The sequence below is a fragment of the Nannocystis punicea genome (genome assembly GCF_026965555.1).
In the GTDB taxonomy this organism is placed as follows: domain Bacteria; phylum Myxococcota_A; class Polyangia; order Nannocystales; family Nannocystaceae; genus Nannocystis; species Nannocystis punicea.
Genome location: NZ_CP114040.1, coordinates 12,992,404 through 13,018,727, shown reverse-complemented (window position 1 = coordinate 13,018,727; position 26,324 = coordinate 12,992,404). Strand labels below are relative to the sequence as shown.

At 72.6% G+C, this 26,324-nt stretch carries 18 protein-coding genes and 1 tRNA gene; 5 read left to right on the top strand and 14 right to left on the bottom strand.

Annotated elements, in window-relative coordinates:
- The first annotated feature begins 186 nt into the window (after positions 1 to 186).
- Together boxC and boxB are read left to right on the top strand one after the other, a co-directional pair.
- Positions 187 to 1,860 (top strand): 2,3-epoxybenzoyl-CoA dihydrolase, encoded by a 1,674-nt coding sequence (gene boxC / locus O0S08_RS50215; protein WP_269036698.1) that lies wholly within the window; start codon positions 187 to 189, stop codon positions 1,858 to 1,860.
- 36 nt (positions 1,861 to 1,896) lie between these two features.
- A complete protein-coding gene (gene boxB, locus O0S08_RS50210; RefSeq protein ID WP_269036697.1) occupies positions 1,897 to 3,321 on the top strand; it encodes a benzoyl-CoA 2,3-epoxidase subunit BoxB in 1,425 nt (474 codons plus the stop codon).
- 126 nt (positions 3,322 to 3,447) lie between these two features.
- Here the strand turns inward: boxB and O0S08_RS50205 are convergent, their stop codons facing one another.
- From O0S08_RS50205 to O0S08_RS50165, 9 genes are all read right to left on the bottom strand, one after another.
- Positions 3,448 to 3,888: a TerB family tellurite resistance protein gene (locus O0S08_RS50205; protein ID WP_269036696.1), complete on the bottom strand. Its 441-nt coding sequence runs from the start codon at positions 3,886 to 3,888 to the stop codon at positions 3,448 to 3,450.
- 774 nt (positions 3,889 to 4,662) lie between these two features.
- Positions 4,663 to 5,352 carry an SDR family NAD(P)-dependent oxidoreductase gene (locus O0S08_RS50200; RefSeq protein WP_269036695.1) on the bottom strand — a complete coding sequence of 230 codons (690 nt, stop codon included), beginning with the start codon at positions 5,350 to 5,352 and terminating at the stop codon, positions 4,663 to 4,665.
- 39 nt (positions 5,353 to 5,391) lie between these two features.
- Entirely contained in the window at positions 5,392 to 6,465 is a 1,074-nt protein-coding gene (locus tag O0S08_RS50195; RefSeq protein WP_269036694.1) for a hypothetical protein, read from the bottom strand.
- An 18-nt stretch (positions 6,466 to 6,483) separates the two neighbouring features.
- Positions 6,484 to 7,341, bottom strand: a complete 858-nt coding sequence (locus O0S08_RS50190) for a TrmH family RNA methyltransferase (protein WP_269036693.1) — start codon at positions 7,339 to 7,341, stop codon at positions 6,484 to 6,486.
- Positions 7,338 to 8,924, bottom strand: a complete 1,587-nt coding sequence (locus O0S08_RS50185; RefSeq protein ID WP_269036692.1) for a hypothetical protein — start codon at positions 8,922 to 8,924, stop codon at positions 7,338 to 7,340. The genes O0S08_RS50190 and O0S08_RS50185 overlap by 4 nt, the downstream gene beginning before the upstream one ends.
- Positions 8,925 to 9,276: 352 nt before the next feature.
- The gene (locus tag O0S08_RS50180; protein WP_269036691.1) at positions 9,277 to 12,231 is read right to left on the bottom strand and encodes a sacsin N-terminal ATP-binding-like domain-containing protein; all 2,955 of its coding nucleotides are present in this window, start codon (positions 12,229 to 12,231) and stop codon (positions 9,277 to 9,279) included.
- Positions 12,232 to 12,752: 521 nt separating this feature from the next.
- Positions 12,753 to 13,244 carry a PaaI family thioesterase gene (locus tag O0S08_RS50175; RefSeq protein WP_269036690.1) on the bottom strand — a complete coding sequence of 164 codons (492 nt, stop codon included), beginning with the start codon at positions 13,242 to 13,244 and terminating at the stop codon, positions 12,753 to 12,755.
- A complete protein-coding gene (locus O0S08_RS50170; RefSeq protein ID WP_269036689.1) occupies positions 13,241 to 13,714 on the bottom strand; it encodes a PaaI family thioesterase in 474 nt (157 codons plus the stop codon). The genes O0S08_RS50175 and O0S08_RS50170 overlap by 4 nt, the downstream gene beginning before the upstream one ends.
- A 9-nt stretch (positions 13,715 to 13,723) precedes the next feature.
- Complete coding sequence (locus O0S08_RS50165; RefSeq protein ID WP_269036688.1) at positions 13,724 to 14,140, bottom strand: sporulation protein; 417 nt, start codon at positions 14,138 to 14,140, stop codon at positions 13,724 to 13,726.
- A 437-nt stretch (positions 14,141 to 14,577) separates the two neighbouring features.
- On the opposite strand from O0S08_RS50165, the gene O0S08_RS50160 reads away from it, so the two are divergent.
- Positions 14,578 to 15,384, top strand: a complete 807-nt coding sequence (locus tag O0S08_RS50160) for a hypothetical protein (protein ID WP_269036687.1) — start codon at positions 14,578 to 14,580, stop codon at positions 15,382 to 15,384.
- A gap of 87 nt (positions 15,385 to 15,471) precedes the next feature.
- The gene (locus O0S08_RS50155; RefSeq protein WP_269036686.1) at positions 15,472 to 17,538 is read left to right on the top strand and encodes a HEAT repeat domain-containing protein; all 2,067 of its coding nucleotides are present in this window, start codon (positions 15,472 to 15,474) and stop codon (positions 17,536 to 17,538) included.
- 71 nt (positions 17,539 to 17,609) lie between these two features.
- Here the strand turns inward: O0S08_RS50155 and O0S08_RS50150 are convergent.
- The 5 genes from O0S08_RS50150 to O0S08_RS50130 all read right to left on the bottom strand — a co-directional run bounded on the left by O0S08_RS50150 (position 17,610) and on the right by O0S08_RS50130 (position 24,710).
- Positions 17,610 to 17,682 (bottom strand) — tRNA-Phe (locus tag O0S08_RS50150).
- A gap of 222 nt (positions 17,683 to 17,904) precedes the next feature.
- A complete protein-coding gene (locus O0S08_RS50145) occupies positions 17,905 to 18,546 on the bottom strand; it encodes a hypothetical protein (protein ID WP_269036685.1) in 642 nt (213 codons plus the stop codon).
- Between the two features lie 11 nt (positions 18,547 to 18,557).
- Entirely contained in the window at positions 18,558 to 20,426 is a 1,869-nt protein-coding gene (locus O0S08_RS50140) for a carotenoid oxygenase family protein (protein ID WP_269036684.1), read from the bottom strand.
- 130 nt (positions 20,427 to 20,556) lie between these two features.
- Positions 20,557 to 22,191: an alkaline phosphatase D family protein gene (locus O0S08_RS50135; RefSeq protein WP_269036683.1), complete on the bottom strand. Its 1,635-nt coding sequence runs from the start codon at positions 22,189 to 22,191 to the stop codon at positions 20,557 to 20,559.
- Positions 22,192 to 22,913: 722 nt separating this feature from the next.
- The gene (locus O0S08_RS50130; protein ID WP_269036682.1) at positions 22,914 to 24,710 is read right to left on the bottom strand and encodes a serine/threonine-protein kinase; all 1,797 of its coding nucleotides are present in this window, start codon (positions 24,708 to 24,710) and stop codon (positions 22,914 to 22,916) included.
- Positions 24,711 to 25,034: 324 nt separating this feature from the next.
- Here O0S08_RS50130 and O0S08_RS50125 point away from each other — a divergent pair, with 324 nt between their 5' ends.
- Positions 25,035 to 26,312, top strand: coding sequence for a hypothetical protein (locus tag O0S08_RS50125; protein ID WP_269036681.1), 1,278 nt, complete (start codon positions 25,035 to 25,037; stop codon positions 26,310 to 26,312).
- Positions 26,313 to 26,324 lie beyond the last annotated feature (12 nt).

Genomic DNA, 26,324 nt, shown 5'->3' with positions numbered 1-26,324 from the left:
GTTCTGTGCGAGCGCACACGCGTGCGCGTCCACACGGTTCTGCGACGATCCGTGAGGACGTCGAGGTGCGCGCGACGATCGCCACGAGACTCCCCCGGCCCACCGCACGCCCCTCGCGAACCGTGCGAGAGCACACTTCGAAGTGCGGCACACGAAGCGACGAGCCCATGTAATTTTTTGTCTGCGATGGACGCTTCGCCGCAGCAACACCCCCCCGTCGAATTCGAGACCGATCCCTCGCGTTATCGGCACTGGCAGGTGCAGTACGACGGCGCGATCGCAAAGGTGCTGATGCGAGTCGACGCCGCCGCCGGTCTGCGCCCCGGCTACGAGCTCAAGCTCAACAGCTACGACCTCGGCGTCGACATCGAGCTGGCCGACGTCGTCCGGCGCATGCGCTTCGAGCACCCCGAGGTGCGCACCGTCATCGTCACCTCGGGCCACGACAACGTGTTCTGCGCCGGCGCCAACATCTTCATGCTCGGCAGCTCGACGCACGCGTGGAAGGTCAACTTCTGCAAGTTCACCAACGAGACGCGCTGCGAGATCGAGGACGCGACCGCCAACAGCGACCAGGTCTACCTCGCCGCGCTCAACGGCACCTGCGCCGGCGGCGGCTACGAGCTCGCGCTGGCGTGCGCCGAGATCTACCTGCAGGACGACGGCAACTCCGCCGTCAGCCTGCCCGAGGTGCCGCTGCTCGGCGTGCTGCCCGGCACCGGCGGCCTCACCCGCGTGGTCGACAAGCGCAAGGTCCGGCGCGACCGCGCCGACATCTTCTGCACCACCGCCGAGGGCGTGCGCGGCAAGCGTGCCCTGCAGTGGGGCCTCGTCGACGCGGTGTTCTCGCGCAGCCGGTTCGAGCAGGAGGTCGCCAAGAAGGCCAAGGCCTCGGCCGAGCGCAAGGTCGACCTGCGGCCCGGCGAGCACGTCGGCGTCAAGCTCGGCGCGATCACCCCGGACCGCGGCGAGAACCGCCGCAGCTACCGCCACGTCACCCTGAGCTGGGACCCGGCCGCGCGCACCGCCACCGTCACCGTCAAGGGCCCGAGCGCCGAGGACGTGGCGCTCGTCGAGAAGGGCGGCGCCGCCATCCACGCCGCGGGCGACCAGCTGTGGGCGCTCCGGGCCTTCCGCGAGCTCGACGACGCGCTGCTGTGGCTGCGCTTCAACCTGCTCGACACCGGCCTCGTGCTCCTGCGCACCGAGGGCGACGCGGCCCGCGTCCTCGCCCACGACCGGGCGCTGTTCGCCGCCCGCGACCACTGGTTCGCCAGCGAGGTCCTGCTGCACATGGCCCGCGTCCTGCGCCGCCTCGACCTCACCAGCCGCTCGTTCTTCGCCCTCGGCGACGCCACCGACTCGGCCTTCGCCGGCTGCCTGCTCGAGCTGGCGCTGGCCGCCGACCGCTTCTACCTGCTCGACGACGAGGACGTGCGGGTCGGCCTCGGCCCCCTGAACTTCGGGGCATTGCCGATGAGCCATGGCCCTTCGCGCCTGTCCGTAAGGCTAGCCGCCGACCCGTCCAAGGTGAACGAGCTGCGCGAGCGGCAGGAGCTGCTGGGCCCCGAGGACGCCGACGACGCCGGCCTCGTCACGGTGCGGCTCGACAAGATCGACTGGGACGACGACACCCGCGTCGCCATCGAGGAGCGCGCCAGCATGTCGCCCGACGCGCTCACCGGCATGGAGGCCAACCTGCGCTTCGTCGGCGCCGAGAACGACACCAGCAAGATCTTCGCTCGCCTCTCGGCCTGGCAGAATTGGATCTTCATCCGGCCCAACGCCACCGGACCGGAGGGCGCGCTCAGCCTGTACGGCAAGCCCCAGCGCCCGCACTTCGACCTCAACCGCGTGTAAGTACCCCCCCGATCGTTTTTGGAGCACACGGATCCCATGGTCAGCAACAACGTCGACCTCAACGCCAAGATCCCCAACAACGTCGGGCTGTCCGACGACGTGAAGCTGCAGCGCGCGCTCGAGAGGTGGCTGCCCAACTACCTCGAGTGGTGGAACGACATGGGCCCGTCGGACTTCGCCCAGAAGAACGTCTACCTCCGCACCGCCGTGTCGGTCGACAACGACGGCTGGGCCCACTACGACTACGTCAAGATGCCGGACTACCGCTGGGGCATCTTCCTCAACCCGCGCCAGGAGGAGTCGCTGATCCGCTGCGGCGACGACGCCGGCAAGGCCGCGTGGCACGAGGTCCCCGGCGAGCACCGCAACGCGCTGCGCCGCATCATCGTCACCCAGGCCGACACCGAGCCGGCCAGCGTCGAGCAGCAGCGCCTGCTCGGCCACACCGCGCCCAGCCTCTACGACATGCGCAACCTGTTCCAGGTCAACGTCGAGGAGGGCCGGCACCTGTGGGCGATGGTCTACCTGCTGCACAAGTACTTCGGCCGCGACGGGCGTGACGAGGCCGACATGCTGCTCGAGCGCCGCAGCGGCGACCCCGACAAGCCGCGGATCCTCGGCGCCTTCAACCAGCCGTGCGACCACTGGCTGAGCTTCTTCGCGTTCACCATGTTCACGGACCGCGACGGCAAGTACCAGCTCGCGGCGCTGGCCCAGAGCGGCTTCGACCCGCTGGCCCGCACCACCGAGTTCATGCTCACCGAAGAGGCGCACCACCTGTTCGTCGGCGAGACCGGCATGGACCGCATCGTCAAGCGCTCGGCCGAGCTGCAGCGCCTCGACCCCAACGGCGACGTGCGCCACCAGGGCGGCATCGACTTCGACCTCATCCAGCGCACGATCAACTACTGGTACACCTACTCGCTCGACCTGTTCGGCGGCGAGATCTCGAGCAACGCCGCCGACTTCTTCGCCACCGGCCTCAAGGGCCGCTACCGCGAGGACAAGTACGAGGAGCACCGCGCCCTCGAGGGCACCTACCGCCTGCCCGTCGTCGAGGACGGCCGCCTCACCGAGCGCGACGTGCCGATGCGCAACGCCATGAACGAGGTCCTGCGCGACGCCTACGTCCACGACTGCGAGCGCGCGCTCCGCAAGTGGAACCGCACCCTCGAGGAGGCCGGCTCGCCCACGCGGCTGTCCCTGCCGAGCCGCCGCTTCCACCGCCACCAGGGCATCTACGCCGACCACGCCTTCGACCCGAGCGGCAACCTGATCGGCAAGGACGCCTTCGAGAAGCGCCGCCCCGAGTGGCTGCTGACCCAGAACGACAACGACTACCTGCTGTCGATCATGAAGGCCTCGCACGAGCCGGGCAAGTTCGCCAACTGGATCGCCCCGCCCACCCGCGGCATCGAGGGCCAGCCGGTCGAGTTCGAGTACGTCCAGCTGCGCGACTGAACCGCAGACAATGCGGACGAAGGCGGCCCCGGTTCGGCGAACCGGGGCCGTTTCGCGTTTCGCTCGACCAAACGACGACGGCCCCGGCGAACCGGGGCCGTCCGTGCATCGACCGACCCGCGAGCGTCACTTGGCGGCGGGCAGATCGAGGGTGGCGCCGAGGATCGCCTTGAAGCGGACCAGCAGGTCGTACTCGGGGCGCTCGACCTCGCCGTCGGCCGAGGCGACCGCGATCACGCCGGCGAGCGCGAAGTTCTTGTCCTCCTGGCTGCCGATCTTGCGGGCCAGCGCGTCGAGCTTGGCCAGATAGGTCTGGATCATCGAGCCCGGCTCCATCTTGATCGTCTCGACCGCGTCCTTGAACAGCTGCTCGCCGCGGGCGCTGCCGATCGAGTTCTTGACCACCGGGTTGGTCAGCGCGATCACCTTGGCCTTCTCGATCTCGGCCGCCTCCACTTCACCGTCGGCGAATACCATCACCGCCATGGCCGTGACGGCCCATTCGCCGGCGGCTGTCCCCACGATGACCGAATTGAGCTTGTCCTTGAGCGAGCTGAACCATCCCATTGTCGCGAACTCCTTGCAGCTGAAACGACGCCAATAGCCGCGCGAACGCTAGCAGCCGGGTTCGACGTCCGCAACGCGGGCGCCCGCTCGGAAACGATGCACGAATGACATGTCTGAAGAGACAGTGTGGGCGCACGTGCGCGCACCGATCCGCATGCATGCCCGCGAAACAATGATCTGCGACCGAGCGCCAGGCCGAGGTCGGCGCGAGCATCGACACGAGGGACGCACGCCTCATCCGCTCGAAGTGGATCGCCCTCCTGGCCGCGCTCGCCGCTTGCGCGAGCGAGCACGCGCGCGCCTGCGAGGACGGCCCCCTGCGCTCGCCGGGCTCGCGGCCTGCGAGCCACGCCCCGGCGAACGCGTGCCGCAGCTGTTGCCGGACGCGGTCGACCTCTCGGGCCTGCTCGTCGACATGGTCCCGCCACAGTGCACCACGAGGACCGCCGGCATCGTCGCCGCGGCGGTCCGCGGCGAACACATCGCCGCCCTTCGGGCACGCGAGCCACGCCGAGTACCCGCTCCGCGCCAGCATGCCTGACGCAGTGTTCAACATCGGCCGCAAGAACATGGGCGCGCTGGCGCTCTCGTTCCTGATCGAGGACGACGCAACACCTGCGACGGGCTGCGCCGTGGCCCCGAGGCCACCGACGAGGCGTGGTTCGGCGACTGCTGGCTCGCGCCGGCGAACACCGCCGGCGCGCTCTGCTGCGCCGACGAACCGGCGCGAGCGCCTGTCCTTTACGACCTGTCCTTCGCGACAGGCCTGGTCCCTCAGGACCGACCGTAGACCGGCACGATCGCGCCGCTCGTCACCCCGAGCCCCGGCGAGACCAGCGCGTGGATGGTGCGGGCGATCTCGGCCGGCTTCGTCCAGCGCGAGAAGTCGGCGTCGGGCATGTCCCTGCGGTTGACGGGCGTGTCGATGAGGCCCGGGGCGATCGCGTTGACGGTGATGCCCTCCTGGCGCAGCTCCTCGGCGAGCTGGGCGGTCAGCGCGGCCACGGCCGCCTTGGACATCGTGTAGGCGGACAGGCCGGCGGCCGGCTGGGCGACCGCGCGGGCGACCGTGTTGACGATGCGGCCGCCCTGCTTGCCGGTCGCGCGGATCTTCGCCACCGCGGCGCGGCTGCACAGGAACGCGGTCACCGCGTTGAGCGTCCACTGGCCCTGCAGCGTGGCGAGCGTGGTGTCCTCGACCTTGGCCCAGGTGAAGCCGCCGGCCACGTGGACCGAGGCCCACAGCGACGGCAGCGCGTCGTAGACGGCCGCCACGGCTGCCTCCTGGGACAGGTCGACGCGCGGCACGTAGCGCACGCCGGCGACGCGTTCGGCCGGGCCGTCGTCGATCGCCGGCACCACGACCGCGGCGCCGGCGTCGGCCAGCTCCTGTACGACTGCGCCGCCGAGCGCGCCGGCGCCTCCGGTGACGACGATGGTGAGCCCCTCGAGATCGCGCTGCATGTGCTGAGATCCTTCCTTGTCTCTTGGCTGTCCGAACGGTCAGCCGCGGTGGACGAACACCTTGATCATGTGGAACTCGATGTGGGTGACCTGCTCCGGCGTGGCCTTCATCTCGTTGTCGTCGACCATGCGGCGGATGACCTCGATGACCTCGGCCTCGCTGGTGGGCGGCGCCTTCTCGACCTCCGACAGCTCGTGGCACTGGCTGCACACGCTCTCGTAGGTCTTGCGCGCGGCCGCGGCGTCGATCGCCGGCGCCGGGGCCGGCTCGGTGGCGACCGGCGGTGCGGCCCCGGGCGGCGGCGCGGCCAGGACCGCGTCGGCCTGCTCGCGCTGCTCCTCGGCGGCGCGGCGCTCCTTGAGCGAGCGCTGCAGGTCGCGCGAGATGGCGATCAGATAGGCGGTGACCTGCCAGCCCTCGAACTCGGAGATCGGCTCGTTGAAGCTGGGCTTGATGACCATGCGGTCGACCGTGCCGACCCAGTCGAGCGGCGAGCGCGGGCGGTCGAGGATCGTCTTGAGGTCATGGCAGGCGACGCACTTCTTGAGCAGCACCTGCCGGCCGGCGCGCAGCGAGGCGGCCGAGGCGAGCTCGTCGACCGGCGCCTCGCTCGGCAGCTCGGCGGCCTGCAGCAGCTTCTTCACCCGCTCGCGGTTCTCGTCGCCGTAGACGTCGCCCATCTCGCTGGCGAGCGCCATCTCGCGGAACGCGTGCGGCATCGACAGCCCCGCGAGCATGACGGTGCACGCCAGCAGCGACGTCCCGAGCGCCGGCATCCACTCCTCGAGGTGGCGGAAGAACCGCAAGATCACCACCTTGACCAGCAGGATGAAGCCCACGCCCATGCCGAGGCACATGTGCGCGACCGTCCGCGCCGGCCACTCGACCTGGTAGTTCCACATCCGCGGCACCATCTCGAACATCAAGACGATGTAGATCGAGATGTAGAACCACCCGAGCTGCCGGTGGAGCCGCATCAACGACGGCGGCGCGGCGCTCGTGCGCGTGGCCTTGTCGAACGGAAAGCCCCAGAGGTAGTACATCAGGAACACGGCAGCCGTGCCGACGACCAAAAACAGGAGCCCGAGGGAGGCGCTGAGAATGACGTCCATGTCGTTCGCCTGGGCCCATCATAACCCCGGGCCCTGCGCCCCGGCGAGGGCGTAGAGCAGGATCGCGGTGGCGGCCGCGACCCCCAGCGAGTCGACGCCCGGGCGCATCGGGATCGCGACCTCCTCGTCGCTGACCGCGCGCAACGTCGCCGGCAGGCCCTGGCCCTCGCTGCCGACCAGGATCACGCACCGCGCCGGTCGCACGACCGCACCGAGGGGCCGCGACCGCGGACCGGGGGTCGCCGCGTACACCGTGGCGCCGGCCCGCCGCAGCCGCTCGACCGCCGCGACCAGGTCCCCCACGCCGGCGCTCGCCTGCGCGAACACGTTCCCGGCCGCGGCGCGGATCGCCCGCCGACTGAGGGGGTCGGCCCCGGCCCGGTCGAGCAGCAGCAGGTCGACGCCGAAGGCCCGGGCGGCGCGGACGATCGCGCCGACGTTGGCCGGATCGCTCAGACCCTGCGCGAGCAGGACGGTGTACGTCGGCCGCGCGCACGGCTCCGACAACATGTCCTCCGGGACATTTTTTAAAGATGTCCCTGGGGACATGTCGTTCCAGCGCAGGACCGGCGGCCGCAGACCGATGGCCGCGACGCCGCGGTGGAAGTTGAAGCCGACGGCCGCGCGCAGCACCGCCTGGTCGGCGACGTAGACCGGCACCTCGGGCCGGGTCGCCAGGGCCGGGACCAGGCGCTCGCAGTGGCTCGCGGTCGTCAGCACCGAGGCCACCGGCCAGGTGCTCCGCAGCAGGCGCTCGACCACCAGCTCGCTCTCGGCGATGAAGTGGTGCGGGTCGGGCCGGTGCCCGAGCGCCTCCAGCGCGCGGTAGTCGGCGAGGCGCGGGTCGTCGGGATCGTCGACGCGGACCGGGGTCATCCCCGGCCTTGTAACAGCCGATGCCACGTCCGGACCCACGTCGCGCGACTTGCCGTTCCCGGCATGCCGACTCCGGCAAGCAGGGCGATGCAGGCCGGGAACACCCAGGCCTCGCCGGTCTCGGCCGCGGCGATCGCCGCCCAGACGTCGGGATGCTCGCGGCCGAGGTACAGGGTCTCCGGCTCGCCGGCCACCCGCGGCGATCCGGCGCCGGCGCACAGCTCGACCCGCTCGGGCGCCCCAGCGCCGCCGCGGACGGCCGCGCGCAGGGCCGCCAGGAATTGCCGCTCGGTCGGGGACAGCGCCGACTCCGGCAAGGGCCGCCGCGCCCCGCCGAACGCCTGCCAGAAGCGCCGCCAGCCGCGAGAGAGGTTGGCCGCGACCGGTAAGTGCTCGTTTCCGCGCGGCGGGGGCGAGCGGAACCGCAGGTGCAACAGCTCGGCGAGGATCCCGCGGTCGGCGGTGCCGAGCAGCAGGACGGGCGGCCCGGGCAGGGCGAACTCCTCCGGGTTCTGCTCGGGGTCGAGGGCGAAGGCCGGCTCGGGCCGGGCGAGCGCCGGCAGGCTCTCGATCGGCAGGTACCGTCGCTCGTCGCGGCTCACCAGCGCCGGCACGATCGGCAGCGCCAGCACCTCGGCCGCGCGTCGACGGGACCGCAGCGCTTGCAGGAGCAGGTGCAGCACCCGCGCCTGGCTGGTCGCCGGCAGGCTGGCCGAGCGCGCCCCGGTGGCCAGCATCAGCTGCACGCCGGCGTCGACGATCGCCTCGAGCGCGGGCGCGATCGCCTCGCGCAGGTCGGCCGCGGTGGCGGCGGGGGTCAGCTCGCCGGCCCCGAACTTGTCGGCCAGCTCGACCACCGCCTCGAAGCACGGCGCGCGCGTGACCCCCACGTGGGTCGACACCACCCCGTGGACCAGCAGCCAGATCCGCGCCGGCTCGCCGCGGTGGGCCAGGGCCACGCTGCCGCGCAGCTTGAACTGCGGCAGCTCGAGGTCGGCGCGCGCGAGGAAGCGGCGCAGCCCGTCGCTGATCGCCGCCCCGTCGACGCGGACCGCCGCGGGCGCGAAGCGGGCGACGTCGGCCAGGTAGGTGCGCGCGCGAGCCGGATCGATCTCCGCGCCGCGGACCACGAACTCGGTCCCGCGGCCGCCGGACGGATCTGCCCCTTCGGACAGGTTCGCTCGACCCTGCCCGCCGTACTCCAGGCGCCGCGCCAGGCCGTGCGAGCGCGCGACGATCTCGACCTTCCCCGGGCGCAGCGCGGGCAGGGCCAGCAGCGCCAGCGCGCCGGCCTCCTCGAGCGCGAGCAGGGCCCGGTGCCGCCGCTCGGCCTGGACGCTGGCGTCGAGCAGGTCGGCGAGCGCCAGCAGCAGCTCGCGCCCGATCGCCGCCCCGTCGTCGCGCACCCGCACCGAGGCCCGCCCGAGCTCGACCTCGACCGTGCGCGCCCCCGCCGACAGCGACCGCCGCACCAGCTCCGCCGGCAGCTGCCACGGCCCCTGCAACTGCGCCGTCGCCAGCTTGCGCAGCTCGGCCTCGATGTCGATCGCCAGCAGCTGGCGCAGGTCGACCGTCTCGCTCACGCCGTCCCCACGAACATGTCCATATGGACAGGTTTAGCGACAAGGGGGCGAGCGCGCCGGTCTCGACGCGGAGACTTCGAGCCCAGGCCCGTGGCTCGGCGATGCGGACTCATCGACATGTCCCGTCGGACATCCAGCTCCGCCAGGCCGCCCGTGACTCGACGGGGCTGCGCCATCGACATGTCCCTTCGCACATCTCGCTTCGCCGGGCCGCCTGTGGCCTCGTGGAACTGTTTCTTCAACATGTCCTTTCGGACATCTCGCTCCTCGCGCCCGTCACGCCCGTCGAACGCACGAGGTTCATAAGACATGTCCCTGCGGACATGTCTCATGAATCCGCCCCGGCCGCCTGTCACGCCGGCCTCCCGCGGGCCGCCTCGTGCACCGCCTCGCGGGCCGCGTCGCGCAGCAGGCGGGCGGTGCGTTCCGGGCCGAGGTCGAGGCGGTCCAGCAGATAGTCGAGGCCCGCGAACACCGCCGCCGCGGGTCGGGCGGCCAGCACGCCGGCGGCGTCGTGCAGCCACGGGTTGCCCGTCCCGACCACGACCACCCGGCGCCCGCGCAGCGGCGACTTGCGCAGGCGGAGCGGCGCCAGGTCGAGGCTGCGGAGCTCTTCGCTGCCGAGCGACGGGCTGGCGAGGACCGTCCACGGCTCGCCCGACGCAGTCAGGCGCGCGCTCATGGCCTTCAGCAGATCGGTCTCGCCCGTCGTCGCCAGCACCGCGTCCCACAGGTCGAGGTCGGTCGCGCCGAGGGCGTCGGCCACCGCGCGGGCCTCCGGGCGCTCCTCGTCGAGCACGGCCGCGTCGCCGGCCAGCGCGTCGACGGCCAGCGGCGAGCGCCGGCGCGTGCGGTACAGCTGGCCGCGCGCCGCGAGCCGCTTGGCCTGCGACAGCGACAGCGCCCCGCCGGCGGCCGTCGGCACCAGCGGCCGCTCGAACACCGCCGGCACCGCCTGGAACACCTCCGGCTGCTGCAGCGCCCCCTGCAGCAGCCGCGACAGGTCGCCGCTGGCGTCGAGCGCCACGCGCCGGCGGGTCCGCTCGCGCAGCAGCCCGAACAGCGCCACCGCGAACAGCGCCACCGCGCCGACGGCCAGGCCCCACGGCACCAGCGGACGTCGGACCGACATGTCTGCCCGGACATGCTCCATCGAACCTGTCCCGACAGCCAGCTCCGGCTGCGCGTCGATCATCTCGCCCGGCCCCGGCTCGGCGTCGCTGTCGGCCGCGGTCTCGGCGGTCACGTCGATCTCGCCCGGCTCGAGGGGCCCCGCCGGCGTGCCGAGGGCGATCCCCGTGCTCGCGTCGGCCACCGCCCACTCGCCGTCCTGCCCGCGGTACTCGGCCCACGCGTGCAGCCACGGGTTCACGCGCCCGTCCTGGCCGACGAAGCCGATCGCCAGCCGCGACTCGACCCCGGCCTCCTGCAGCAGCGCGGTCAGCAGCCCGTTCTGCACGTCGCAGTCGCCCTGGCCGATCTCGAGCGCGCGGGTGATGAAGTGCTCGCCGGCCAGGGCCCGGTGCTGGGCCGCCACCTCCGGCGCGGTGCTGTAGGCCACCAGCTCGCGCGTCAACCCGGTCAGCGCCGACACCCGCGCGGCGATCGATCGCCCGCGCAGCGCTCGCGCCTCGCGGCGCACGTCGGGCGGCAGGAGCCCCGACGACACCGCCTTCGCCCGCCGGCCCGCCGGCGCCGGCGCGGTGCGGTACGTCAGCGTCCCCTCCGACGCGTCGGCCAGCAGCAGCAGCGCGTCGTCGTCGGCGCCGACCTGCAGCTCCACCGGCGCGCCCTCCGGGTGCTCCGCGTCGATCAGCGCCGCGCTGCCGGCGACCACGCGGTGGCCGGTCGGCACCGGCAGCCGCATCGCCCCGGCCGGCGCCCCCAGGCGCAGCTCGACCTCCGGGCACACCTGTCCTTCGGAGCAGGTCGTGAACGGGTACTGGCCGCGCGGCTCGGGCGCGCGGGCCTGGGCAGTGTCGCCGAGGCGGGTGAACAGCAGCGCCGCGAAGTGCAGGCGCAGGTCGGCCGGGCGGAACGTCAGCGGCGGCTCGCGGGCGCCGGCGCCGGTGAGCACGTCGACCTGCGGCCCGCGGTAGCGCGCGGCCAGGTCGGCGTAGCGGGCCGGCAGGTTGGCGCTGGCCGTTTCGCCATGTTCGATGGGACCTGTCCCATAGGCCTGGCCTGGAGTCGGCCGGAAGCGGGCCCAGATCCGGTCGCCCCACAAGGCGTAGGCGGCCCCGCCGGCGATGGCCGCGCCGAGCAGGGCGGCCAGGAACATGCGCACGGCCAGCGAGCGGCGGAGCAGGTCGCGCAGCGCCGCCCACGGGCGCTGCCACAGCGGCAGCGGGCGGGCGGCGTCGAGCTGGCGGGCGATCAGGCCCTCGAGCTCGCGCTGGGCCAGGTCGACCAGGCGGCGCAGCGCCTTGTTGTCGCGGGCGTCGGAGCGCGACAGCATCAGCTCGAGCGCGTCGCTCTCGAGCAGCGCCTGCGGGGCCAGCCGGCCGGGCAGCTCGGTGAAGTGCACGCGGCTGTTGTCGGTGCTGCGCCCGCCGGCCACCACGAAGTCGGCCAGCGACGCGGCCGAGCGGACCCGCAGCCCGCGCGAGAACAGCTCCACGCGCGCCGCCTCGCCGAGGGCCACCACCCCGCGCACGCGCCCGCGGCGGAAGCTCGCGCTCGGGGCCGGCAGGGCGAACGGCTTGTTGACCTTGCGGCCGTTGACCGTGACCACCAGCGGCCGCTCGGGGTCGTCGCGGGTCGCCAAGAAGCGCGCGTTCTGGAACGCAGCGTCGAACACCCGCCGCTCGAGCGCCTCGTCGACCGCCGCCCGCTCGAGCTCGATCTCCGTCCCGGGCAGGCTCGGCGGGGCCGTCCGCCGCGCCGTCGACAGGTCGCCGTCGAGCTCGAGCGCCCACGCGCCCGACCTGTCCTCCGGGTCAGGTGAATTCGGGTCCGGCCGCCGCGCCCGCGAGCGGATGGCGATCCGCTCCGGCTCGAAGCGGAGCACCGACCAGAAGCCGACGCCGAAGCGGCCGACCTGATCGCGGCGCGACTCCTTGCTCGAGGCGTAGAGCGCGAACAGGTAGCGGCGCGCGTGGGCGAAGGTCATGCCCTCGCCGTCGTCGCGGCAGCGCAGCACCCACCGGCCGCCGCGGGCCTCCGCAGTGAACTCGACCTTGGTCGCGCCGGCGTCGCGGGCGTTCTGCAGCAGCTCGCGCACGAACACCCACGGGTCGGGCCCGTAGCGCTCGGCCTCGGCCCGCGCGCGGGCGCGGAACTCCGACCCGGGCGGCGCGCTGGTCATCCTGCGACCTCGAGCCGGCCGTGGTGCGACGGGGACACCCGAGCAGTGTACCGGCTCGCGCGGCCGGGACGAGCGCGCGGTTTTCGGCCGGCCGCGAGGGCCCGGCCTCGGCGCGACCCTCGTCGCCCCGGCAAGCGCGTCGCGAGGGCGCGCCGGCAGTGCGTCCGGACCTGGCGCGACCGCCTTGAAAGCGCTCCTCGGGCCGCCAGCGGCCAATCCAGCCTCGGCGCGCTCCTCGGTCGCCCCGGCCAGGAAGCGCGCCCCTCGGGCCTTCAGCGCTCGTCGCCCGCTCCCAGCGGCACGACCGGCCTCGGCGCGAACGGGCGCGGAGGTGGCTCGGGGCGAGCCAGGTCCTCGTCCTGGACAGCGATGCGACGAGGCGCTCGAGCGCCTGGTGACGGCGGCGCGCAGCGGCTCGGCTCTCGAGCTTCTCGGGTCTCTCGTCGCTGTGAACCGAGCGGATGCAGATCGGGCGAGTCGGTCCTCGCCCTCGACGAGGCGACCGAGCGCGAGGCGGCGGCTCAGATCTCGAGCTTCGCCGGCCCCTCGTCGCTGTGGACCAGGAAGTGCGCGCTGGCGACGGCGATCGGGCGCGAGCGGTCGTCCTGCCAGGCCTCGACGCGGACGTTGGTGACGCGGCGGCCCTGGCGGGTCGGCATGCCGCGCGCGAACGTGTCGACCGGGCGACCGGAGCGCAGGTACTCCACGGTGAGACCGATCGTCCGCGGCGTCGCCGACAGCTCGCTCTCCCACAGCAGCTGGAAGATCGCGGTCGACTCGAGCAGCGCGCACAGGGCCCCGCCGTGCAGCGCCGGCAGCACGGGGTTGCCGATCAAGTGCTCGCCGAACCGCATCACCCCCAGCAGCTCCCCCGCGTGCGGGCCCTCGGGCGCCAGCAGCAGCGAGATCCCCATCGTCTGCGCGTACGGCACCACCGCCGCCAGGCGAGCCGGGTCGCCGGCCGCGCGGGCCTCCGCGAGCACTTGCTTCAACCACTGGTCCGTCGTGCTCACGCGGCCCCCTCCGTGCGGCTGGTCGTGCGCGTGCCGAGCATGAAGGTCCCGGCGCTGGTGGCGATCGGGTCGTCCTCGCGGTCGTGGAACGCGACCCCGCGGACGAACGCGACGTGGCGGGTGACCTTGTAGCAGTGGGCGCGGGCGGTCACGCCGAGGGCGGGGGAGGCGGGCTTGAGGTAGTCGATGCGGAGGTCGAGGGTCGCGATCGCCATCGGCTTGCGCAGCGCCTGGAACACCGCGGCGCCGCAGCAGGCGTCGATCAGCGCCGAGATCGCCCCGCCGTGCAGCACCCCGGTCTCCGGGTTGCCGACCAGGCGGACGTCGTAGGGCAGGAAGATCTCGGCCCGGCCGTCGCCGACGGCCCGGAGCTCGAGGCCGAGCGCGTTGTTGTGGGGCACGGCCCGCATGAAGCGCTGGCCGAGCTCACGCAGGCGGGCGAGGTCTTCCGCGTCGAGGTCGTCGGGCATCGATCGTGGTTATGCCACGACCTCGACCGGCACGGCGTGCTTGGGATTGAGCCCGGGGATCTCGGTCTCGGCGATGAGCACGTAGCGCAGGTTCTCCGCGGTCCCCGCCAGGTCGAGCGGCAGCGTGAGGAGTACCGGCATCTCCAGCTGCTCGTCCTTGCCGAGCATGCGTCCACCGAGCGGGATCGTCACGTTCGCGTGCTGCTGCCAGAACGCGAAGTCGCCGCGGCCCTGCGCGGTGTACACCATGCGCTCCTCGTCGAAGTGCAGGCGCACGTCCTGGACCGCGACGTCGTAGTCACCGCCGCGCAAGATCACGGTGGCGTGCAGCTCGGCGCCGGGCCGCACCGGCGTGTCGACCTTCACCAGCTCGATGGTCGCCTTGCCGATCCCCACGATGCTCTTGAGTCGATCCAGGATCTCCATGCCTCGCACTTAGCCGAACCCGGGCCGCGCGGCACGTGAAGGTCGGTTCATACGCATCGCGGTCGGACCGCCGTTCTGCCGGCCAGGCTGGTCGGTGGGTGTAAGTCGACCGAAGTCGCTCTGCCCGCGGCGGGTTGCGCTCGCCGCCCCGGCCACGCGGGCTCGACTTGCCGGACGCGACGCTGTGACTCGCCCGCGGGCGACGGAAGTCGATCGCCGACGACGCAGGTGTTCGAGCGTCGGGGTGATGAATCGAGGTCCGTCGATCATGACGACCGCGTCACGCTCTGCGGCTGCTCGCGCGGATTCATTGCCGGACGCGGCGGCCGAGTCCGGTGGCCGCGGCGGACTCGGCCGTTCTTCCTCGATTCGGCGCATTGCCGGCGGGTCCGTTTCTTGAGCGATCGGCCGGCCCGCGCTAAAAGCTGAGCTGCGCCATGCGTGCAATCACTCCTGCCCTGCTCGGCCTGTGCGTCCTCGGCATCGCGTGCACCGTCCGGCCCCGCTCGGACGCGGCAGCGTCGGCGGCGCCCGACACCGCCTCCGCGAATACCATCGCAAGCGGCCCGGGCAACGACCCGTGCGCCGTCTACATCGAGCGAGTGGCGCCGGGCGTGCGCTGCGCCGCCGTCGACGACGCGCACTGCACCTGCGAGCTGGTCGCGGCTGCGAGCGCGCCCGCGCCCGATCCGGCCGCGAATTCGAGCAGCGCATCCGGCGCACCGGCCACTCCGGCGAGCGACGCGGCGGTGGCCAACCTCGAGTTCGCCAAGGGCCCGCAGAACACGATCGTGCAGTGCGTGAGCGGTCCGTGCCCGACGCGCTCGGCCGACTTCATCACCGGCGTGTACCCGCCGATCCCGCTCCCGGCGAGCGGCGCGACCGTGCAGCTCGAGTTCCGGGCGATGCACTACAAGCCCTACGTCGGCACCTACAACCTCGTGCCCGGCCGCAACTACATCCAGTTCGCGCTCGAGCGAGAGTTCGGCGCCCCCGAGAGCGCGGTCTTCCAGTTCGAGGGCGCGCCCGCCGGCACCACGGTCGAGTGCGTCAGCGGGCCGTGCGTCAACAACAAGGCCTACACGGTCGACAAGTTCCCCGAGCTCCCGCTCAAGGACGACGGCGCGACCTTGCTGCTCCGCTTCAACGCCCCCGGCTACCGCACCGCGATGACCTCGTTCCAGGTCCGCCGCGGCCCCAACGCGGTGCCCGTGCTGATGGAAAAAGCCCCGCTCGGCAAGTGAGGCGGGCGCCCGCCGATCGTCGCCTCCGAAAAGAGGCCGGGACGTCGTGATTCTCGCCGGCCCGCCATCGCTTATGCTTCGCCGCCCATGGCGACCCGACCGACCGCTCCGGCCGACGCTGCACCCGACCGCCGCGAGCCCCCCTCGCGCGAGACGACCGACCGCCGCGAGGTCGCTCCCCCCGAGGCACCCCCGGCGCTGTCGCCCGACCGCCGCGAGCACCTCGCCCGCGCCGTCGCCGACGCCGGCTTCACGCCCGGACGCACCGACCTGCGCGACGTCGTCGAGCTCCTCGGCGACGACGAGGAGCTGGCCGTCCACGCCGAGCGGGCCCTCCTGCGCGCCGGCGCGGCCGCAGCCCCGGCCCTGCTGCGCCGCCTGCCCACGGCCGAGCCGCCGCTGCGCCCGCGCCTGGTCCGCGTGCTCGGCCGCCTGCCCGCCGACCCCGCCGTGGACATGGCCCTTCAAACATGTCTCGATGACCATGACCCGAAGACCAGGCGCAACGCGATCGGCGCGCTCGGCAAGCGCGGCGGCCCCGGCGTCGCCGCCGCCCTGCTGGCCCGCGCCCGCGCCGAGACCTCCCTGCCGCACCTGCGCAGCCTGGTCGAGGCACTCGGCAAGATCGGCGACGACCAGGCCCTCGCCTGGCTCGAAGGCCAGGCGCCCGACGACCCCGAGCTGCAGCGCCTGACCGCCCGCGCCCGCCTGATGCTGGCCCGCAGCCTCGGCCGCGGCGAGGCCGGCTCGGCGATCGACCTCGACGCGACGGCCGCCGCCCCGCGCCCGCTGGTGCTCGGCTGCCGCCCCGGCCTCGAGCCGCTGCTGGTCGACGCGCTCGGCCCCGCCTTCGCCGCCCGCGTGCTGGCCCCCGGCCGCGTCGCCGCCACCCTCCGCGGCCCGCTGCGCGAGCTGCTCGCAGTCCGCCTGTGGACCGAGGTCGGCCTGCCGCTGCCGCCCCTGTCCCGCGGGACAGATCTTTTCAAAACCATCGCCGCCCTGCTGACCGGCCCCGAGGCGCGCCTGGTCTTCGAGACATATACCAAAGGACAGCCCCGCTACCGCCTCGCCTGGGCCCGCGGCGGCCACCGCCGCGCCCTCGTCTGGCAGGTCGCCAGCGCCGCCGCCGCGCTGTGGCCCGAGTTGGTCAACGACCCGCGCGAAACGACCTGGGAGGTCGTGATCGACGACGCCGGCCCGATCGTCCGCGCCGAGCTGCGCCCGCGCCGCTGGAGCCCCGCCGAGAAGCCCGCCGACGAATCGACGCGCACGCCCGCCGAATCCGCGATCCGCGGCGACCCCGGCGACCGCGAACTCGCCTCACCTCCCGGCAAACCCACGGCTACGCGCGAGCCCGGTGACGCGCACCAACCCGAGGCCCCTCGCGAGCCCGGCGACCCGCGCCAATCCACGGCCTTTCCCGCGGCTGGCGAGGCGGGCCGATCCACGGTCCCTCGCGCGCCTGGCGATCCGGGCGCCACGCGCCGCCTCGCCGCCCCTCCCAAACCCGAGGCCCGCGCCGCCGACCACGCCCCGCGCGAGCCCGAAGTCTCCGCCGCCGACGACAAGCCCGGGCTGGAGTCCGCCGATCCGCGGTTCGCCTACCGCAGCGGCGACGTCCCCGCCGCCTCGCACCCGACGATCGCCGCCGCCCTCGCGCGGCTCGCCGAAGTCCGCCCCGACGACGTCGTCTGGGACCCCTTCGTCGGCTCCGGCCTCGAGCTGTGCGAGCGCGGTCTGCTCGGCCCGGCCGCGGCCCTCCTCGGCACCGACGTCGACCCGCGGGCCCTCGCCGTCGCCGCGGCCAACCTGCGCAACGCCGGCCTGCAGGCCAGCCTCACCCAGGCCGACGCCACCACCCACCGGCCGGCGGGGGTCACCCTGATCGTCACCAACCCGCCGATGGGCCGGCGCGTGCACCGCGGCGACGTCGCCCCGCTCCTCACCGCCTTCGTGGCGAACGCCGCGGCCGTCCTGGCGCCCGGCGGCCGCCTCGCGTGGATCTCGCCGCTCCCCCGGGTCACCGACCCCGCCGCGCAGGCGGCCGGCCTGGTCCTGCGCCGCTCGCTCACCCTCGACATGGGCGGCTTCTCCGGCCAGCTCCAGCGCTGGGACAAGCCGCTGCGCCCGCAGGGCCGTCCCAGGCGCCCCTGAACCCGCGAGCGACCAAAAGCGAAGAGGCGGGGCGCCGCGCGCTCCGCCTCTTCTGCTGCTTGTCTTGAGAGTGCCCAGGGACGGAATCGAACCGCCGACACGGGGATTTTCAGTCCCCTGCTCTACCAACTGAGCTACCTGGGCGCGGGGGCGCAGTGGTACGAGATCCGCGGCCGGGCGTCAAGCTCCTGGCGACCGGGACAGGCGATGAAAGTCGTCGGCCCGCCCCGAACCTGGAGACATTTCTCACCACTCTGGGCGAGCGGCGCCTTCGCCCCGACTCGTCGCCCCGGCAGATGTCGACACCACCGACAATTCCGAAAAGTTGGTACCGAGGACGATACCCCCAATGCGACGTCCTGCGAATCACGCCTCCGCACAATCGCAGCCACACTCGTGAATGAGCGCCCCCGCGATCGCGGCCTGAATCGTCAGAGCCGCTTGCCGGCCCCGCTCGGACGGCTCCGTGCGGACCTCGATCCACGCCGAGTCGCGACCCCGGACCGTCACCGCAAGATCGGCCACCCCAACCTCGACACCAAGAGTGCGGCGATAGACCCCGACGAGCCCCGGCCCGACGTCGATCGCGGGGTCGTCCTCCCACCCCAGCACCACGCACAGCGTCTCCGGCCCGCCGAACAGCACCATCATGTCGTCCATCGCCCGCGCGCAGGCCAGCGCCAGGTCCTCGCCGGCCTCCGCGAATTCGCGGATGAACACCCCTCCGAAGAACTGGCAGCACGTCCCCCGCGGCTCGCAGATCCAGAACACGCGGCGCGCCTGCGGCCCGTAGTCGAAGCGCCCGCGCGTCCGCGTGCGACCCGCGAGATCGCCGACGATCGGCTCGTCCTCCTCGTCGTGCACCGCCAGGGAGGAGATCGGCCAGCCCACCGCGCTCGCCCGCTCGTGCACCGAGCGCATCAGCTCGGCGAACGACGCCCGGCTGACGACCGTGCAGTGCACGTCGACGTCGCCCAGCGGGTGCGGTGATTCACTCTCCCGATCCACGCATTCCTGTCTCAGAACTTCGGGAACACCGCCATCGTCAGCAGCGCGTCGACGTCGTCGCTCTGCATCACCCGGCCGAGCGTCTCATTAAAAATGTCGGAGAACGCGAGCGAGCCGAGCGCGCGGGTGCGGATGTACTCGAGGTCGAGCTCGTTGCGGATGTCGACGCGATAGTCGCGACGGCTGGGCTTCAGCGTCGGCACCCACGAGCCGTGGATCGTGAAGGCGAAGTCGAGCTCGGGGTGGCCGAGGCGGGCGATCGGGCCCCGGGAGATGTCCGCGGCGTCGAACAGCCACAGCTCCTCGCCGGTCGACCCGTGCGTGCGCGGCACCGTCTCCGACGCGTGGGCCAGCACCGCCACGTAGCCGTCGCGGGCGTGGCGGGGCCCGCCCTTGCGCGGGATGAAGTTCGGCGACAGCAGGCTCCAGCCGTTCGGCGCCGTGTAGCTGCGCAACGCCCCGGTCGTCGTGTCGATCTCGAGCAGGCGCGGCGGCTCCCCGTCGGCCAGCGGCAGCGCCGCCAGGTCGACGCGCGGCGCGTAGGCGGTGAGCAGGCGCGCCGGCACCAGTTCCGGCGCGAACCCGCTGGTGTTGTAATAGACGACCTCGATCGGCGCCTCGCGGCCGCGGGGCGCGTATGTCCCGAGGGCCAGGCCCCACGTCTCGCGGGCCTCGACGAAGCGCGACTCGGCCTCGCCCGACGTCACGTGGACCTTATGGATCCCGAGGCGGCTGCGGGCCAGGGCGCAGGGGATCTGCATGCCCGCGACCTCGATCCCGGCCTCGCCGCCGCTCAGCAGGTCGTCGCCCTCGTGGATCCACTCCGACACGTCGAGCGTCGGCGTGTGCGGCACGATCAGCCGCACGTGCTCGCCGTCGTCCTCGAAGTCGGCGTAGAAGTGCACCGACTCGCCCTCTAGCTCGATGCGGTGGGCCAGCACCGGCGTCGGGAGGTCGGCGAACCCGCCCGAGCGCGGTCGCAGGTCGCGGCGGCGGATCGCGTGGATCACCGTCGTCGGCCGCTGCGTCCGCATCGTGCTCGCGCCGAGCAGGTCGCGCAGCGGCTCGACCGGCAGCACCTGCCCCAGCACGTCGAGCGCCAGCTGCCGCATCTCGACCACGAACGCCGAGTCCTGGATCAGCACCCAGTTGCGCGTCACCTGGATCTGGTGCACGCATTGCTGGATCTGGACCGCCTCGCCGTCGCGGTCGATCAGCTTGAAGTGCTCCAGCGCTCGACCTGTCCAGCGGACCAGGTGCGAAAAGCCAGGTCGCCCGCCGGGCGCGGCGTTGGCGAAGTTGACGGTGAACAGCTCGCCGGTGGCCTCGTCCTCGGCCGGGTGGGCGGTGCTCAGCACCAGCGGGAAGGCCCACGGCACCGGGATCGCGCCCAGCCACTCGTCGGTCTTGCCGATCGGGGTCACGAGCTCGAGCGTGACCGGGTCGAACTCCCACGGCCGGCCGGCGTCGGTCGTCACGATCATGCGGTCGCGCAGCGGGATCGGCGAGTTGCTCAGCACCGTGCGGACGCCGAGCAGCGGCGAGATCCGCGACAGGCCGATGTCGCGGAACTGCATCAATTCGCCGAAGCTGGCCGCCGCCCGGTCGGCGTAGTGACACGGCGGGCGCATGATGCTCTGGGCCAGCCGCACCTGCCCGGGGGCGAGGTCGAAGCGGTACAGGGTGCCCTCGCCGGTGAAGGCCGGGCGCCCGAGCGAGGCGATCGAGCCGGCGACGAACAGGTGCCCGTGGACGTCCGCCGGCACGGCTCCGTCCAGCACGATCAGCCCGAGCTCGCGACGGTCCCCGTCGATGTCCTCCGCGCCGCTGCTGAGCATCGACGTGGGCATGATGCGAGCCGGGCCCTGCGGGATCTCCATGGTGCTCATCGTCTAGGATCAGCGACTGAAAGCCTCCCGGTCGCCCACCGCGCGGCCGTGCGGATCCTCAAGGCCCCTCCGCGCGCGAACGCGCTGGAGGACATGTCCCGAAGTTCACGTGTCGCGTGTGTCACTTCTGCGTCAGCGTCTCGCTGTACGCGTCCTGTCCGCTGTCCGGGTCGGTGAAGCGGACCAGCACCTCGTCGGCCGCGGGGTCGAACGTGATGATGCAACCGTGCGGATTGGACGAGCCGAACGAGAATTGTGGGGCCGCGAGGAAGTCGCCCAGGATGTTCGTGTTGCCGCCGGTGACGGCGATCTCGCGCGTCCTGGCGACCACTCCGTCGCCGTCGGGCTCGACGTGGCTGACGAAGCAGGTGTGGAAGTCTCCCGACAGGAACCAGACGTTGGCGATGTCCTCGGCGGCGATGAAATCGAGCAGCTCCTGCCGCTGGACCGGGTAGCCCTCCCAGCGATCGTTGGCCGCGAAGTCCCACGGGATCGTCGGCATGTCGGTGATCGGCACCGAGTTCAGGATCACCTTGAAGTGGCACGGGCTCGACTGCAGCCGCTCCTTGAGCCAGGCCATCTGCTCCTTGCTGATGTAGATCGGGTCGGCCGAGTTGGCGGTCGACGGCTTCCGCTCGGTCCGGCAGTCGAGCACGATGAACTCCGCGGTCAGGCCCCAGCGGAAGCTCTGCCACACGCGGAACTGGTTCGGCGTGTCGGTCACCGGGATCGCCTCGAAGTACGAGGTCATCGCGTCCTGCAGCCGCTGCGGATCGATCGTCTCGGGGTTGAAGTCGTTGGTGACCTCGTGGTCGTCGAGCGTGCAGTAGAGCCCCGCCCGCGCGTAGGCCAGCGCCATCCCGCCCCCGTCGGCCACCGCCAGGTAGGCCTGCCAGTTGCCGCGGTAATCGGCCAGCGCCATCTCGCCGTCGTTGTAGGCCATGTCGCCGAGGTGGAGGAAGACGTCGTAGTACTCGTCGCTGGTCCGCTGCAGCGCCGGCCACGGGAAGTTGTCGAGCCCGTTGCAGCACGAGATCGCCACGGTCAGCGGCTCCATCGCGTCGTCGGCGATCGCGGTGCGGAACTCGCCGAGCACCCCGCGCGCGACCGGCTCGCCGCCGTCGGTGGCGAAGAAGCCGTAGCGGTACCACTGCCCCGGGCACAGGCCGTCCACCACCTGCCGCAAGTAGCCGTTCTCGTCGGGCGTCACCTCGATCTCGCGGATCACCCGCACCGTGCCCGGGGCGTCGCCGGGCTGCCACACGCGCAGCTGCACCGGGTCCGGCTGCTCGCTGCGGCCGTGGAGCAGCGCCGACTCCTGGCGCATCGCCCCGGCCATCACCGCAGTGGGGAAGCGCGCCAGATCTTCCGCCACCGCGTCGGGCGCGAACACGATCTCCCGGCCCTCGCACGCCTGCGGCTGCGCGCCCATGTCGCCCGGCTCGCCGGTGCTCGCGCTCGTGGTGCCGTCGTCGCCGGTGCTGGTCGAGTCGACGCCGGTGCCTGTCGTCGACGTGCCGTCGCTCGTGCCCGTGCTCGTGCTCGTCGTCGGCGCGCCGGTGGTCGGCACGTCGCCGCCGGTGCTCGTGCTGCCGCCGTCGCCGGTCGTGCTGCTCCCGTCCGGCCCCTCGGTGCTCGTCGACACGTCGTCGGCGCACCCCGGCACGGCCACCAGCGCCGCGCCCGCGAGTTTTTTCAAGAATTCTCGCCGCGCAATCTGTCGCTCGCCCCCGGACTCGTCATCGTGGTCGGACATCGCGGGCCCGACTTTATGGGCACCCCGCATCACATCGGCGCGAACTCGACGTGACCTTCAGCGCGCGCCCGAGCGGCCCCCCGGATGCAGAGGCGAAATGTGACCGCGAAGACACGCCACTCGCGTCGTGTGACCGGCCGGAGAAGCTCGCGGCCGCGGATCAATGCTTGTAGATGTCCCATGGGACAGATGCATGAATCTCTGGGGCCCGCGCCCTGCGGCGACCACCTCGATCCGCGCAATTCTGACGCGGGCAGGGGGCGGTGAACCGAAGGACCGAGCGGTGCACCCACCGGCGCGAGGCGATGAAGGGCTCCCTCGCGGCGCCACGACGCCGCCCGAGCAGGCGACACATGACTCTCGAGACATGTACCGGCGACGACCGCGACCTGACCTCCGTCTGCAGGTCCTCTCGCAATCACATGTCCCCAAAGCCATCTACACTGACCTGCGACGCGGATCCGTGTGCGCCTTGACGCTGCGCCCGGCGGCCGCGTGGCGCGGGCTAGCGAGCGATGGAAGAGGCGCGTCGACGGCAGGTCGAGACGCGCTCCGCGAGCGGTCCAGGGGGAGACCTCGCGGGTGTGGCGACGCCCGCGATCGAGTCGTACGGCCCGGAGATCCCCCGGCGGCCCCGGCCTCGCGTTCATCCGCGATGAGCGAGGCCGATCGTTTCAACGTACCTTCAGGAGCATGTCCCACAGGACATGCTCCCAGGGACATCAATAAACGCGGAAGCTGTAGTCGAAGAACGCGTGTTTGAAGCTGCTGCCGGCGGGCACGGGCAGCCTGGCGTCGCGGAACAGCGCGATCATGCAGACCGCCGCGGGGTCGGTGGCGGCGCGGCCGACCGGCTTGATCTGGGCGAGGCGGCCGTCCTTCGTCAGCATGAACTTGAAGGTCACCGTGGCGTCGACGGCGACCCCGTTCTGGCGGCCGCACTGGGCCGCGCCCGTGCGGTAGGGCTTGAGCAGCTCGTCGATCTGCGCCTCGCTGACGGCGGTCGCCTCGTCGGGGTCTTCGACGATGTCGTAATTGACCTGCTCCTTGGGACCTGTCTCAGAGGACCTGGTCGTTCGGGCAGCCTTGATCGCCGTCGGCTCGGGGTCGTTGGGCGGCAGCGGGTCGGGCGGCATGGACGGCAGCGCCACCGTCGGCTCCGGCTCGGGCGGCGGCGGCGGGTCTTCGGGGTCTGCGGCCTCGATCGGCGGGTCCTGCGTCGGCACCGGCGGCGTGGTCTCGAGCACGCGTGGGTCGGTGGCGGCCGGCGGCTGGGCGTCGGGCGGGAGCGCGGCCGCGGCAGGCGCTGCGACCGGCGGCGGGCCCGGCGGGGGCGCGCCGGTGAGGTATTCGAGGCCCGGGGTGCCGGCGAACACCCAGGCGATGAGGCCCGCGGCGATCAGCGCCAGGACGATGGTGACGCCGACGCTGCTCTCTTTGACCGGCGCGGAGGCACTGGAGGCGCTGCGGGACGGGCCGGACAGCGCCTTGGTGCGGATGGCGGAGGCTTCGGCGCGGCCGATGCGGGTGTCGTCGAGCAGGGCGAGGCGCAGTTCCATGATGTTTTGATAGCGCTCCTCGGGGGCCTTGCTCAGGGCCTTGAGGATCACCCGCTCGACCACGCCGGGGATGTTGGCGTCGGGCGCGACGCGCCGCGGCGGGATCGGCGTGTCGAGCAGCTGCATCGCCAGCACCGTCGTCTGCTTGCCGCTCTTGAACGGACACGAGCCGGTGAGCAGCTCGTAGAGGAGGACGCCGACGGCGTAGATGTCGACGCGCGGGTCCGGCTTGGCCCCGCGGATCAGCTCCGGCGCCATGTACTCCGGGGTCGACAGCAGCACGCCGCCGGCCAGCAGACCCTCGGGCAGATCTTCGTCGACGATCCGCGCCAGGCCGAAGTCGACCACCTTGACGTAGTCGTCGCTGGTGGCGTGACGCACCCGGTAGACGTTGCTCGGCTTGAGGTCGCGGTGGATCACTCCTTGCGCGTGGGCCGCCTCGAGCGCGTCGCAGATGTGCAGGAACATCGGCAGGACGCGCGTCCACGGCAGCGGCCCGTGGCGGCTCAAGGTCTCGCGCAGGCTCTCGCCCTCGAGGTACTCCATCACGATGTAGGCCAGCCCGCCCTCGATGCCGAAGTCGACCACGTCGCCGATGTGCGGGTGGTGCAGGCGCGAGGCCACGCGCGCCTCCTGGACGAAGCGCCGCTGCACGACATCGAGCGCCCCGCGGTTGAAGTTCGCGTTGCGCAAGATCTTGACCGCGAACCGCCGGTCGCCGCCCGCCGCCGCCCGGGCCTCGTACACCGTCGACAGGCCGCGCCCGCCGAGCGGCCGCACCAGGCGGTAGTTGCCGAGCACGCGCTCGACCAGGTCGTCGGGGTCCTCGGGCTCGACGACCTTGGCGTAGCCGGTGCCGCTGCGCGACGCCGGGTCCGCCTCCTGCGCGAGGCTGGGGATCTTGATGACTCCCGAGGATTCACCGGGGGCCGGCTCGTGCGAGTGGGGCGTCGGGTCCATAAGACGGGAGCGGCGGGAGCGACGGGACCGGCGCAAGCATAACCGAGGGCGGCGACCTGGATCGAATCCGTCGCCAATACGCGCTGCCCTGCGCGTTATCGCGCAATCACCGCGGCAAAACAAGGCAGCTTGCCGCAGGGGCGCGACTCGAAGCTGTCCTTCGGGCCAGGAACTCGGGGGCGCGCGAGTCCGGATCCGTCACGAATCGTCGACCCTCGCGAACGACGCCTGCGCACACCTACGTGCGTCGGACTCGGCTTGTAATCACCGGGCCCGTCACGCATCGTACTCTGGTCCGTGATGCTTCGTGTTCGTCGCGCCGCGTTGTCTACCGTCCGTATCGGCGCGCTGGCGCTCGCCTGGGCCTTCGCGCCGGCCATGGCGACCGCGGCCCCCGTCGGGCCGCCGCCCAAGCTGCCCGACGTGGGCCCGCCGCCGACGCTGCCCGACTTCGGCTCGCCCAACACTCCGCCCCCGAGCCCCGGCCCGTCGAGCCCGCCGACGACCGCCGCGCCCACGCCCGTCAAGCCCGCTCCCGGCCCGCCGGTGATGCGCCCGACGGTGCGCCCTGCCCCTGCGCCCACCCCGCCCGCGCCGCCGGTGGCCGCGCCCGAGCCGCCGGCCGAGTCGGTACCGCCGCCCGCCGCGCCGGCCTCACCGCCGCCGACGTCGAGCCCGGTGCCGACGCCCCCACCTGTCTCTTCGGGCAGCCCGCCCGCCGGTGCCGACCCGCTGCAACCGGAGGGCCCGCCGCAGGACACGCGAGCGCCGATGATCGAGGGCGCCGACCCGACCGGTTCGGACGGCAAGAAGGCGGACAAGCCGGCCGAGCCGAAGTCGCAGGAGGAGATCGAAGAGGAGGCGGCCCGGGCGCGGCGCAAGCAGCCGAAGAAGTGGCGCCACGCCGGCCTGATCCTCGAGCCGCGGTTCGGCACTTTGGGCTGCACGCGGCAGTACTGCGCCAGCAGCGGCGGCCACCACGAGCGGCCCGGCGCGCTGCTCGGCGGCTTCGTCGGCGGCAACCTGCTCGGCCTGATCGACCTCGGCATCGAGGCCCAGTGGGGCACGCTGCGGCCGGGCGACCTCGAGGGCAAGAACGCAGTGACGCTCTACGGCATCGACCCGGCGCGCCTCGAGCAAGCGCTGTCGGAGCGGCTCGGCACCGAGGTCGACGTCGACTTCAACCAGCTGATCGTCAACAGCGCCAAGGCCCGTGCCGTCAGCGCCGGCCCGGCCCTGCGGATCCACTTCCTCCGCAAGGGCCGCGGCCTCGCGTACATCGGCACCGGCATCCACTACCAGCTGTGGCGCAACCGCTACGAAACCGCCGGCGGCCCCACCCGCATGGACTTCCACGGCTTCGTCGCCCCGTTCCGCGTCGGCGGCGGCGCCTTCGTCCACCCCAACATCGCCATCACCGGCGAGTTCGCCTATCACTACGCGTTCTACGTCATCACCGGCGTGAGCCACCCCGAGCTGTCCGGCGTGGCGCCGCTGACGATCATCGAGGGCGCGGCCCTCGACGCCGGCACCAACCTCCGCAAGGGCCTGCCGCACTTCTGGTCGTTCTCCGTCAGCGTCCGCTTCCGCCTGGGCCTGTGAACGCGATTTCAT